We start from the raw sequence: 12,846 nt of genomic DNA on the forward strand, positions 1-12,846 counted from the left end.
TAGCCCCTAGTGAGTTTGACTATTTATTTGTTGTTGATATTCATCAAGTGCTAAGTTCAGTTTTAGCACATTAATGACTGGTTCGCCTAAAAAGGGTAACAGTGCCTGTTCAGTATGTGTTTCTATCAATGATTTTACCGCATCCAATGGAATTTGCCTGCTTTTTGCAATGCGTGGCGCTTGGTATAACGCTGCATCAATAGCAATATTGGGGTCTAAGCCACTGGCAGACGTTGTGAGTAAATCCACGGGAATTGCACGACTGGCATCGGGATTTTCTGCGCGCAGTTGTTCACTGCGTTCAGTCATAACTTGTTGTAATAATGGATTGCTGACCGCTAAATTACTTCCACCAGAAGCTAATGCATTGTAGGGGCTATCAATAGTTGAGGAGGGGCGACCGTGAAAGTAGCGGACGTTACTCACATTTTGCCCGACCAAAGCTGAGCCAACAATACGCTCATCTTGAGTGAGCAAAGAGCCATTAGCCTGCCATGGAAAGAAAACATGAGCGAGGCCCGTTACCATTAATGGGTAGGCTATACCGGTAAAAAGAGTGAGTATTAATAGCATAATAATCGATGAACGGATCATATTCATAATCAATACCTTAAATCCCAAAGAGACTAATAAATAGATCAATGAGCTTGATCCCAATAAATGGCACAATCAGCCCGCCTAAACCATAAATACCTAAGTTACGTTGCAATAATGATTGTGAGCTCATTGGGCGATAATTAACCCCTTTAATTGCTAGAGGGATCAGGAAAATAATAATTAATGCATTAAAGATCACTGCGGAAAGAATTGCAGAGGCAGGTGAGTGCAAATGCATTACATTTAATGCGTTAAGTTGTGGCCATGTTACGGCGAAGGCCGCAGGAATAATCGCAAAGTATTTAGCAATATCATTGGCAATACTGAACGTCGTTAATGAACCACGGGTCATCAGCATTTGTTTACCAATATGCACCACTTCAATCAGCTTGGTTGGGTTAGAATCTAAATCCACCATATTACCGGCTTCTTTTGCTGCTTGGGTACCAGAGTTCATTGCCACTGCGACATCCGCTTGCGCCAGTGCTGGCGCATCGTTGGTGCCGTCACCTGTCATGGCAACCAAGCGGCCTTCAGTTTGATATTGGCGGATCAACGCGAGTTTGGCTTCCGGTGTGGCCTCTGCAAGGAAATCATCCACTCCTGCTTCAGCTGCAATTGCCGCGGCTGTTAAATGGTTATCCCCTGTGATCATCACAGTTTTGATACCCATACTGCGCATTTGGGCAAAGCGTTCTTTCATACCCCCTTTGACGATATCTTTTAATGCAACAACACCTAAAACCGTCTTATTATCAACCACCACAAGTGGAGTTCCACCTAAATGGGCTACTTTTTCGACCAGTTGATCCGCTTCAACAGGGAATTTACCTTGGTTAGCTTCAATATAACGGCGGATCGCATCAGCAGAACCTTTGCGGATCATCCGTTCGCCAATATTGACTCCACTCATACGTGTCATCGCGGAGAAAGGAACAAAGGTTGCATTCAGGGCATGAATGTCTCTTTCGCGTAAATTGAACTTTTGTTTCGCTAGCACCACAATGCTGCGCCCTTCAGGTGTCTCATCGGCTAAAGAAGACAATTGTGCGGCATCAGCCAGTTGCTGTTCAGTGATACCCGTTAGCGGTAAAAATTCGGAGGCTTGGCGGTTTCCCAGTGTAATTGTCCCCGTTTTATCGAGTAATAGAACGTCAACGTCTCCTGCTGCTTCCACTGCGCGACCGCTGGTGGCAATCACATTTGCCCCTAACATGCGGCTCATCCCTGCCACGCCGATAGATGAAAGCAAGCCGCCAATGGTGGTTGGAATTAAACAGACTAATAGGGCAATCAATACTAAAATAGAAACCGCATCGCCAGCACCTGCATAATCTGCGGCAAAAAGGGTAAAAGGGTACAAAGTTGCACAAACGAGGACGAAAATTATCGTGAGTGCAGTTAACAAAATAGTGAGTGCGATTTCATTGGGTGTTTTACGGCGTTGCGCACCTTCAACCATGGAAATCATTCTATCTAAGAAGGTTTCACCGGGGTTAACGGTACATTCCACGATCAGCCAATCGGAAAGTACGCGAGTTCCCCCTGTTACAGAGGAAAAATCTCCACCGGATTCACGGATCACAGGGGCGGACTCCCCAGTGATTGCGCTTTCGTCCACCGAAGCACCGCCTTCGATGACTTCACCGTCACATGGAATGGTTTCTCCTGCACGGATCAACACTATATCGCCTTTACGTAACTGGTCTGAACTCACTATTTCTTGGCTCGCATCCAGTGAGGGCAAAGCTAAACGCGTTGCGCTACTTTGTTGTTTAACGCCTTTTAAGCTTTGGGCTTGTGCTTTACTTCGCCCTTCAGCAAGTGCTTCTGCAAAGTTGGCAAAAATAACTGTAAACCATAGCCAAAGGGTGATCATTCCACTGAACCAAGCACTGCCTTGTGTGTAATCCATTACCATGGCTAACCAGAGAAACGTAGTGATAATACTGCCAATAAAAACTACAAACATCAACGGGTTACGCCATTGTGCTTGTGGTGTACATTTTTTGATAGACTCAAAAATAGACTGCTTGATTAGCTTATTATCGAATAATTTAATATTTTTATTGTTCATATTTTCCTCCTCATCATCCCGCAAAACCAATGTGTAATTGTTCAGCAATTGGACCTAAAGCAAGGGCTGGTACAAAGGTTAGGGCACCAATGAGAAGCACAGTGAAAATCAGTAACCCAATGAATAAAGGGCCTGTCGTTGGTAAAGTGGCGTGGCTTTGGGCTTGTGGTTTTTTATTGGCCATAGACCCCGCGATCGCTAGAACAGGAAGAATGACACCAAAGCGACCGATAAACATAGCTATTGCAAGTAGCACATTGTAGTACGGGGTATTTGTGCTGAGACCTGCAAAAGCGCTACCATTATTATTGGCAGCAGAAGAAAAAGCATATAACACTTCACTAAACCCATGAGCGCCTGGATTTAAAATCCCTGCCCGCCCAGCTTCGCTCATTAATGAAATAGTTGTACCTAGCAGCACTAAGGTTGGGGTGACCAAAATTGCCAGTGCAACCATTTTCATTTCACGCACTTCGATTTTTTTACCGAGGTATTCAGGGGTTCGACCAATCATCAGGCCAGCAAGGAATACAGCAAGTAGCACAAATAGCAACATACCGTATAAACCTGAACCGACACCACCAAATACGACTTCACCAATTTGCATTAACCACATTGGTACCATCCCGCCCATTGCGGTAAAGGAGTCATGCATTGCGTTAACCGCACCACAAGATGCCGCGGTGGTAACGACGGCAAATAAAGCGGAGCCAACTATACCGAAGCGACTCTCTTTTCCTTCCATATTGGCGGAGCTCGTTGCGTGTAGTTCGGTTAAAAATGGGTTTCCCACATATTCCGCTTTAACCACGACGATGACAGCAACCACAAAAATGATCCCCATAACCCAGAGTAAAGTGTGGCCTTGTTTGTTGTTACCAACAACACGGCCAAAAGCAAAGCAAAGCGCGGTAGGAATGAGGAAAATCGCTAACATCTGTACAAAATTACTGAGTGCCGTTGGGTTTTCAAAAGGATGTGATGAGTTAGAGCCAAAAAATCCACCGCCATTTGTGCCGAGCAATTTTATCGCTTCCTGTGATGCAACGGGCCCCATAGGGAGTAGCTGTTCACTGCTATCTAAAGGATGAATAAGTAAATAACTGGAAAAATTTTGAATAACACCTTGGCTGACAAAAAAGAGCGCAAAAATAACCGCTAAAGGGAAGAGTAAATACACCGTAATTCGGTAAATATCTAACCACGCATTGCCGACAGTTTTACTGCCATGGCGTGAAAAAGCACGAATAATTGCGAAGGCAACGGCAAGCCCTGTGGCAGCAGACAGGAAGTTTTGGACTGTCAGCCCTGCCATTTGGCTTAAATAGCTTAATGTATTTTCGCCACTATAGGCTTGCCAGTTTGTATTAGTAATAAAACTAACCGCGGTATTGAAGGCTAAGTCCCAGCTCATTCCCCCAAAATGTTGTGGATTAAGCGGTAAATAGCCTTGATTCATTAAAATAGCGAATAATAGAATAAAACCTAAAAAATTAAATAATACAATCGCTAAGGCATATTGCTGCCAATTCATCTCAGCCATGTGTCTTCCCGGCTGTTTGACACCTGTTAAACGCCAAAGTAGGGATTCACTGGCTTCTAATCGACGGGGTATGTCATTGTCGATTAACCGAGCAATACCATTACCTAAAGGTTTTGCTAAGATGAATAGGATCAGTAAAAAGCTACCTAAAAATAGCAATGTGGTAGTCGCCATATCAGAAATCCTCCGCGTTAAGCAGGGCATAAATCAGATACGCTAGCAGTAAAACGACGAGAACTGCCCCAGTAATGGAAAGTAATGACACAGTGTTTTCTCCTTATTATTTCCATGTGATAAGGCTAAAGGGTTCACTGTAAAGAAGCTGATAAAAAGCACGGGCTGGGTGTAAAAAAAGTATAAAAATGACGATTTATTTGCTTGAAAGAGTACGTGGTTATCTCTGAAGGGAATTGCCAATTGTTATGTGATTGTGATTTTTATGTTTATATAAAACATAATTCGGTTAAATTATGTAGTAAAAATACGGAATGGTCCGTTTTTTTAGTCATATTTACATTTAAAGTGGTCAGATGAGTGGTTTTATTACACAATTTGCGATATTCTATTCACAGTCAATATTTTTCATATTATCTGCTCGGTTTTAGTCGCTCTTTACTACTGTGTTAATGGGAAATGTGTGTTAATGGGGAATGATAGAGCAACGCTGGGATCGACAAATAAAGTGGCAACTGAAGGAGGATATCGATGTCCACATATCGCGAATATTCCCGTAATCAGGTACTTGCACGCCGCACTGCTGCTGTAACAGCTGGCATTATTGCGTTTCCGGTTATGGTTTTTTATCCAAAAAGAGCAAAATTTTATAGCCATTTACATAAGGTTTGGGCTAAGACTAGCGATAAACCCGTTTGGTTAGAACGCTCAGAGACAACACTGGAAAGTCATCGCTAATTTAGAGTTGAGTGCCTAGTAATAACCCCTACAATGTTGAATTGTGGGGGTTTTGTTTTTTTATCTTCCATTCTTTATTTTATGATCAGTTATTTTCCATGGGGCAATACCCGCGATTTGCTCTAAATAACACAGAAAAAAATCATGTTTCCGTTTATGCTTATTGATTATCAGTTAATTACGTTCAAACTGGTGGGTAAACAGTTTAGCTGTGCAGTAAAAAGGACAATATAATGCATAACTTAAGATTAGAAGAAATCATTAATGATGAATTGAAAGTTAGTGAGTTCCAAGATTTTGCACCGAATGGATTGCAAGTTGAAGGGCGGCCACATGTACATAAAATCATCACCGGTGTGACAGCTTGCCAAGCATTGCTAGATGCCGCTGTTGAAAAGAAAGCCGATGCCATCATTGTTCACCATGGCTATTTTTGGAAAAATGAGCCAGCCATTATCAAAGGGATGAAAAAAAATCGCTTAAAAACATTATTAGCGAATGATATCAACCTATATGGTTATCACCTCCCATTAGATGCGCACCACAAATTAGGTAATAATACCCAGCTTGCTTATATTATGGGGGTGCAGGTGAATGGCCAAATCGACCCATTAATGCCATTTGGTTTTTTTGACCAACCCATTACGCCTTCAGAGTTAACGTCTCGTTTAGAAACTCGTCTTGGCCGTAAAGTCCTGCATTGTGGTGATAATGCAAAAGAAGAAATTCGCCAAATCGCATGGTGTACAGGGGGAGGGCAAGGCTTCATTCTACAAGCAGCTGAATTTGGTGTAGATGCCTTTGTAACAGGGGAAGTTTCTGAGCAAACCATTCATATAGCAAGGGAAATGGGGATCCATTTCTACAGCGCAGGGCATCACGCAACGGAGCGTTATGGGATCAAGGCGTTGACTAAGTGGCTCGTAGATGAACATGGGTTAGATGCCGAATTTATCGATATCGATAACCCTGCCTAATCTTCTTCGTCTTTCAAACCACAGCGTTGTTGGCTGCATTCGTGAACCCTAGTCACATACTTGTGTATGTTCCTAGGGCTTCACTCTTTTGCCGCCTAGCTGTGATTCGAAATACTTAGAAGATTGATAATCTATTGAAAATAAAAATAAAAATAGCTATTGGGTTCGGTATTTTAACGATGCGAAAACTAATACTGCACTTGAAATAGTTAACACTAAACCTAAGTGTTGGCTCCAGCCAGCGACCATTAGACCGATGGCGAGTCCGATGTAGTAAAATAAACCTAAAATTGCGCCAGCGGTGCCTTTTCTGTCACCATAACGGTTTAATGCATGGGCAAGTATGTTCGGGATCGCAATTCCGTAACCAATAACGACTCCGATAACGGGTAAAACGAACCAAATTGAATCCATTAGCACAAAAACCAAACAGCCACTCACCAAGGAAATCACGCTAGACAGTTTTACAAGCTGCTCAGATGTGTGTTTTTTAGCCAATAAATAGCGATTTGATATCGAACCTAAACCAACCCCAAGCGCTAATAATATCCCTGTTAATCCAAACTGTTGTTGAGTGAGCATTAATTGTTCAAAACTGAATGGAGCCAGCTGATAATAGCTAAATAAATTAATATTGAAAAATGCAATCAAGATCACATTTCTAGCAATTTCTTTATCAGCGATCATGCGTAAAAATGTCTCAATAAATGAGACTTGCGTCACGTTTTCAGGCTTGGTCTCAGGTAAACGACAGGCTGACCAGAGAAAAAGCACCACAGCTAAAATAGCTAAGCCGATAAAAACGGTTCGATAACCGCCAAAACTGACGAGTCCAGCACCAGATAACATTCCCAACGCAGGGCTGATTGCTAAAGCAACACCCATGATAGAAAAAACTTTCGCTAATTCATGGCCTTGGTAGCTATCACGCATAGCGGTTTGTGTACCGATTGAACCGACGGCAGCGCCAAATGCAGACAACATTCTCATTAATAATAATAAATAAAAATGTGTGACAAATAATGCACCAACAGACGCAATACCGTAAATCAATAAACCCGCCAAAATAGTCGGGCGACGCCCTAAGGTGTCACACATACGTCCCCAAAACACCACGCCTAATGCAAAAGCAAAGAAATAAAGCGACAGTGTTTGTGAAGCTTGTTCCGCATTTACTGAGAAAGCGCTGGCAATATCAGTGAGAGCGGGGCTGTATATGGTTTCCACAATTTGAGGAAACATCATTAAGGCAACAGCAAGCCATAATGAAAGAGGGTGTTTCATACTTTTTCCTACCAATCGACTAAAAATAAAGGGTCTAATTAGATACAACGATTTAATAGCAGGTAGTTTAGTGTTATTTTCATTGTCTTATTACAATAATAAAGACTATAAATATCAAAAAAGAGACATTATGGCTTGGCTAAATCAAACAGATAAATTTCAAACTCATTGGTATCGTGCGCCAGTATTGGGGATCGCGGCAAAAATGGGGCAGCATGACTCTGGTTTTCATAAACATGAAATGGGGCAGCTTTTGTTTACACAACAAGGGTGTATACGAATTTCACTGGAAAATCGCCTGTCTTTGCTTCCCCCTGGTAGAGTGGCTTGGATCCCTCCATTTGTTCTTCATCGGGCACAAATGCAGGCATCCGTGGGGTATCGATCGGTTTATTTATCAGAAGAATATGCCAAAAAAATCGGGAACGATGTGGTTATTTTGAATATTTCCCCATTACTAAGGGAAGTGCTAGAACGTATTGCTATTGCGCCGTTTGAGAGTGATTGGCAGCAGGGGCGTTTGGCCAACTTATTACCGGTATTTATCGATGAGCTACAAAGTGCAGCTTTAGAGCCAACACTGTTGCCATTACCGCAAGATAGACGCTTTAAAGGGATTGATATCGAGCAATTACCACCGAATTTAAACCAGTTAGCGCAGACTATCGGTGCGAGTGAGAAAACAATCACGCGTATTTTCTTGAAAGAAACAGGCATGACATTTCAAACATGGCGACAACAATGGCGGTTTATTAAAGCGATTGAGTTGCTTGCACAAGAAAAACCTTATCACTATATTATTCAAGAGCTTGGTCTAACAAGTGATAGCGCGTTTATCAGTTTTTTCCGCAAAATGAGCGGAATGACACCAAGGGAATATCAACAGCAGTAAGCTAAATGACATCAGTAAAAAAGAAAAAAGCCCCGAAAATTCGAGGCCTTAGCATATGTAGGGTTCAGATTTAATTAAATATTATTTTTTTGCTAATTCAGAGTTGAATTCACGTTTGTCATAGCCGGTATATAGCTGGCGAGGACGAGCAATTTTCAGGCCGTCATCGTGCATTTCATTCCAATGTGCAATCCAGCCAATGGTACGTGCAATGGCAAAAATAACAGTAAACATTGAAGATGGAATACCCATTGCTTTCAAGATGATACCTGAGTAGAAGTCAACGTTCGGGTACAGTTTTTTCTCAATGAAATACGGGTCGTTCAATGCGATACGTTCCAGCTCCATAGCGACTTCCAGCAAGCTGTCATTCAAGCCAAGTTCATTTAGAACTTCATGGCAAGTTTCACGCATTACCGTTGCACGTGGGTCATGGTTTTTATAAACACGGTGACCGAAGCCCATCAAGCGGAAAGAGTCATTTTTGTCTTTAGCGCGCTCGATAAATGCAGGAATGTGCTCAACAGTTTGGATCTCTTCCAACATACGTAAGCAAGCTTCGTTAGCACCGCCGTGAGCAGGCCCCCACAGTGAAGCGATACCTGCCGCGATACAAGCAAATGGGTTTGCACCGGATGAACCCGCAGTACGTACAGTCGAGGTTGAAGCGTTTTGTTCGTGGTCAGCGTGTAGGATTAAGATACGATCCATTGCGCGTTCTAAAACAGGATTAACTGTGTATTCTTCACATGGTGTCGAGAACATCATATGCAAGAAATTACCCGCGTATGACAGGTCATTACGTGGATAAACAAAAGGTTGGCCAATTGAATATTTGTAACACATCGCTGCGACTGTTGGCATTTTCGACAGCAGGCGATAAGCCGTAATTTCACGGTGGCGTGGGTTGTTAACATCTAATGCATCGTGATAGAAAGCTGCTAGTGCGCCAGTAACACCGCATAATACAGCCATTGGGTGTGAGTCACGGCGGAAACCATTAAGCATGCGAGTAATTTGCTCATGGATCATGGTATGGCGAGTCACCGTATTTTTAAATACGTCATATTGTTCTTGAGTTGGTGCTTCACCGTATAGCAGGATATAACAAACTTCGAGATAAGAGGCTTCAGTGGCGAGTTGATCGATAGGGAAACCACGGTGCAACAGGATGCCTTGATCACCATCGATATAGGTGATTTTTGATTCACAGGATGCAGTAGAAGTAAAACCAGGGTCGTAGGTAAAAAACCCTTTAGAACCTAAAGTTCGGACATCGATAACGTCTTGACCAATCGTTGGGCTTAAAATATCTAGGTCAATATCACCCTTACTACCAGTCGTTAGCTTAGCTTTGTTATCAGCCATTACGGTCTCCTTAGCGCTTGATAATCGACACCCAACAACCCAGAAGCTCAGCGTTATACTGTGTCTTCATGCATTGTTCTACCGGTATGCTTTGGAAATCAGCTCGCTATCACATAAAACCTGAAATCTGAGACCGACGACAATGTAATTAGGTTGTTTATGAGTGTGTAGATGTTATGTTCTTTTTGTTGTTTTCCCTACAATATCATTATTTGTGGTAAGGGGAACAACTTTCATAACTTTTGTTATTAATACCCATCATAGTTCAAATTGAAGAGTACTTAACATTGCAACATTCACGTTTTTTTCTTTTACGATGAAGTGTCAACAGCACCGTTAAGATAATTCTGCCAGACCTATATGTAAGATAAATGTTGAATCATTGTCAAATAAGATAAGCACATTTATACAAAATGTTTAAATCGTGATCCCTCTCACTGTTCGGGCTAAATGTCTCCAAACATTTTGTGTGGGAATTGTAATGGCATTGTGAAGACTTTATACTAGCGGCAGGTCTCCGGATTACCCTGTAGTAGGAGTTCCCAGCGTGATCAGTATGCAACTTTATTTAAACATGATGGATTAGAGTTTGTGTTAAGTTGCATTTTGTACCCCTGTCGCTGTCTGATTTCCACCCCAGGTCCGGAGGATGGAAAATAATAAAGAGCTGTGTGGGCAAAATTGTGAAAAAACAAAGACCTGTCAACCTTGATTTGCAGACGATTCACTTCCCGATCACTGCAATATCTTCGATCTTGCACCGTGTCTCTGGCGTCATTACTCTCATCGCAGTTGGTATTCTGCTTTGGTTGTTAGGGACATCTCTCTCCTCTCCAGAAGGTTTTCAATACGCGTCTGAAATAATGACTGGCTTTTTTGCTAAGTTCATTCTTTGGGGCATCTTGACAGCTTTGGCTTACCACATTTGTGGTGGTATTCGTCATATGCTAATGGATTTCGGTTGTGTTGATGAAACGCTTGCTGCTGGTAACTCATCTGCAAAAATTACATTTGTCATTACCGTGATTTTAGCAATTCTGGCGGGGATTTTAGTATGGTAAGTAATGCTTCAGCTTTAGGCCGTACTGGTATCCAGGACTGGCTATTAATCCGTGGTTCTGCGATTGTCATCGCGCTCTACGTACTCTACATTGTTGGTTTTGTTGCTATTAATGACATTACCTATGACGTCTGGCGTGGCTTTTTTGCCTCTTCTGTGACGAAAGTATTCACTATCCTCACGTTGTTCTCGATTCTTGTTCATGCGTGGATTGGCATGTGGCAAGTGCTGACTGACTACGTTAAACCTTTAGCAATTCGTTTAGTATTGCAACTGGTTATCGTTGTAGGTCTGTTGGCTTATTTAATTTACGGAACAATTGTTGTGTGGGGTGCATAAATGAATCTGCCAATCAGAGAGTTTGACGCTATCGTTATCGGTGCGGGTGGCGCAGGTATGCGCGCAGCACTTCAAATTTCACAGATGGGCCTATCTTGTGCGCTTCTGTCAAAAGTTTTTCCAACTCGTTCTCATACTGTATCAGCGCAAGGTGGTATCACGGTTGCTTTAGGTAACACGCATCCTGATAACTGGGAATGGCACATGTATGACACCGTTAAAGGTTCCGACTACATCGGTGACCAAGACGCTATCGAATACATGTGTAAAACAGGGCCAGAGGCTATCCTCGAATTAGAACATATGGGGTTACCGTTCTCGCGCCTTGATGATGGAAGTATTTATCAACGTCCATTTGGTGGTCAGTCTAAAAACTTCGGTGGTGAGCAAGCTGCGCGTACTGCAGCTGCAGCTGACCGTACTGGCCATGCACTGTTACATACCTTGTATCAGCAGAACTTAAAAAACCACACAACCATTTTTTCTGAATGGTATGCCCTTGATTTAGTTAAAAACCAAGACGGCGATGTTGTAGGTTGTACTGCAATTTGTATGGAAACAGGCGAACTGGTTTATTTCAAAGCGAAGGCAACTATTTTAGCAACGGGTGGTGCGGGTCGTATTTACCAATCAACCACTAACGCACACATCAATACGGGTGATGGCGTGGGAATGGCTGCTCGTGCAGGTGTTCCACTGCAAGATATGGAAATGTGGCAATTCCACCCTACGGGGATCGCTGGCGCGGGTGTTCTCGTGACAGAAGGTTGTCGTGGTGAAGGTGGTTACCTGTTGAATAAAGACGGCGAGCGTTTCATGGAGCGTTATGCGCCGAACGCGAAAGACCTTGCGGGCCGTGACGTTGTTGCGCGCTCAATCATGATTGAAATTCGTGAAGGTCGTGGTTGTGATGGCCCATGGGGTCCACACGCCAAGCTGAAACTGGATCACTTAGGAAAAGATGTTCTGGAATCTCGTTTACCGGGTATCCTTGAATTATCTCGTACCTTTGCTCACGTTGACCCAATCAAAGAGCCAATCCCTGTTATTCCTACCTGTCATTACATGATGGGCGGTATTCCAACGAAAGTGACGGGTCAAGCTCTGCGTTATAACGAAAAAGGCGAAGATGAAGTCATTCCTGGTCTGTTTGCGGTCGGTGAAATTGCCTGTGTATCAGTACATGGTGCTAACCGCTTAGGGGGTAACTCACTTCTCGACTTAGTGGTATTTGGTCGCTCAGCGGGTCTGCATTTGAAAGAATCCATCATGGAGCAAGGTTCAATGCGTGATGCATCTGAATCTGATATTGATGCAGCGATGACACGTTTTAACCGTTGGGAAGGTGCGCGTACGGGTGAAGACCCAACTGAAATCCGTAAAGCACTGCAAACCTGTATGCAGCATAACTTCTCGGTATTCCGTGAGGGTGATGCAATGGCGAAAGGTTTAGAAGAGCTGAAAGTGATCCGTGAGCGTCTGCAAAATGCACGCCTTGATGATACTTCGACTGAATTTAATACTCAGCGTATCGAATGTTTAGAACTGGATAACCTGATGGAAACGGCTTATGCAACGGCACAAGCTGCAAACTTCCGTACAGAAAGTCGTGGTGCGCATAGCCGCTTTGACTACCCAGAGCGAGATGATGCGAATTGGTTATGTCACTCATTATATTTACCGCAATCTGAAACGATGACGCGTCGTGAAGTCAACATGCAGCCAAAACTGCGTGAAGCCTTCCCACCGAAAATTCGTACCTACTAATGCGTGGTGTTAATCCAGTTGCGGAGAAAT

Annotated in this window: 12 protein-coding genes; 6 read left to right on the top strand and 6 right to left on the bottom strand. The window is 43.0% G+C overall.

Features of this window, described 5'->3' with window-relative positions; translation table 11 throughout:
• Positions 1-6: 6 nt before the first annotated feature.
• The 4 genes from kdpC to kdpF are packed head-to-tail and all read right to left on the bottom strand — an operon-like array spanning position 7 to position 4,482.
• A complete protein-coding gene (gene kdpC / locus PR809_RS18625; protein ID WP_206276593.1) occupies positions 7-600 on the bottom strand; it encodes a potassium-transporting ATPase subunit KdpC in 594 nt (197 codons plus the stop codon).
• 10 nt (positions 601-610) lie between these two features.
• Positions 611-2,674, bottom strand: coding sequence for a potassium-transporting ATPase subunit KdpB (gene kdpB, locus PR809_RS18630; RefSeq protein WP_272524630.1), 2,064 nt, complete (start codon positions 2,672-2,674; stop codon positions 611-613).
• 13 nt (positions 2,675-2,687) lie between these two features.
• Positions 2,688-4,391 carry a potassium-transporting ATPase subunit KdpA gene (gene kdpA / locus PR809_RS18635; protein ID WP_206276594.1) on the bottom strand — a complete coding sequence of 568 codons (1,704 nt, stop codon included), beginning with the start codon at positions 4,389-4,391 and terminating at the stop codon, positions 2,688-2,690.
• A gap of 1 nt (position 4,392) precedes the next feature.
• The gene (gene kdpF / locus PR809_RS20150) at positions 4,393-4,482 is read right to left on the bottom strand and encodes a K(+)-transporting ATPase subunit F (RefSeq protein WP_102138324.1); all 90 of its coding nucleotides are present in this window, start codon (positions 4,480-4,482) and stop codon (positions 4,393-4,395) included.
• A gap of 440 nt (positions 4,483-4,922) precedes the next feature.
• Between kdpF and PR809_RS18640 the strand changes: the two genes are divergently transcribed.
• Positions 4,923-5,129, top strand: coding sequence for a YbfA family protein (locus tag PR809_RS18640; RefSeq protein ID WP_036957942.1), 207 nt, complete (start codon positions 4,923-4,925; stop codon positions 5,127-5,129).
• Positions 5,130-5,362: 233 nt separating this feature from the next.
• Positions 5,363-6,106 (top strand): type 2 GTP cyclohydrolase I, encoded by a 744-nt coding sequence (locus PR809_RS18645; protein WP_102138325.1) that lies wholly within the window; start codon positions 5,363-5,365, stop codon positions 6,104-6,106.
• Positions 6,107-6,262: 156 nt separating this feature from the next.
• Here the strand turns inward: PR809_RS18645 and PR809_RS18650 are convergent, their stop codons facing one another.
• Positions 6,263-7,390 (bottom strand): multidrug effflux MFS transporter, encoded by a 1,128-nt coding sequence (locus PR809_RS18650; RefSeq protein ID WP_166266328.1) that lies wholly within the window; start codon positions 7,388-7,390, stop codon positions 6,263-6,265.
• Positions 7,391-7,520: 130 nt separating this feature from the next.
• Between PR809_RS18650 and PR809_RS18655 the strand changes: the two genes are divergently transcribed.
• Positions 7,521-8,282 (top strand): AraC family transcriptional regulator, encoded by a 762-nt coding sequence (locus tag PR809_RS18655; RefSeq protein ID WP_102138327.1) that lies wholly within the window; start codon positions 7,521-7,523, stop codon positions 8,280-8,282.
• Positions 8,283-8,363: 81 nt separating this feature from the next.
• Here the strand turns inward: PR809_RS18655 and PR809_RS18660 are convergent, their stop codons facing one another.
• Positions 8,364-9,650, bottom strand: coding sequence for a citrate synthase (locus tag PR809_RS18660; protein ID WP_004909058.1), 1,287 nt, complete (start codon positions 9,648-9,650; stop codon positions 8,364-8,366).
• A 671-nt stretch (positions 9,651-10,321) separates the two neighbouring features.
• Here PR809_RS18660 and sdhC point away from each other — a divergent pair.
• The 3 genes from sdhC to sdhA are packed head-to-tail and all read left to right on the top strand — an operon-like array spanning position 10,322 to position 12,816.
• Positions 10,322-10,711: a succinate dehydrogenase cytochrome b556 subunit gene (gene sdhC / locus PR809_RS18665; protein WP_004909059.1), complete on the top strand. Its 390-nt coding sequence runs from the start codon at positions 10,322-10,324 to the stop codon at positions 10,709-10,711.
• Entirely contained in the window at positions 10,705-11,049 is a 345-nt protein-coding gene (sdhD, locus tag PR809_RS18670) for a succinate dehydrogenase membrane anchor subunit (RefSeq protein ID WP_206276595.1), read from the top strand. Before sdhC ends, sdhD begins: the two co-directional genes overlap by 7 nt.
• Positions 11,050-12,816 carry a succinate dehydrogenase flavoprotein subunit gene (gene sdhA, locus PR809_RS18675; RefSeq protein ID WP_102138328.1) on the top strand — a complete coding sequence of 589 codons (1,767 nt, stop codon included), beginning with the start codon at positions 11,050-11,052 and terminating at the stop codon, positions 12,814-12,816.
• Positions 12,817-12,846 lie beyond the last annotated feature (30 nt).

This window comes from Providencia sp. PROV201 (genome assembly GCF_028479545.1).
In the GTDB taxonomy this organism is placed as follows: domain Bacteria; phylum Pseudomonadota; class Gammaproteobacteria; order Enterobacterales; family Enterobacteriaceae; genus Providencia; species Providencia huaxiensis.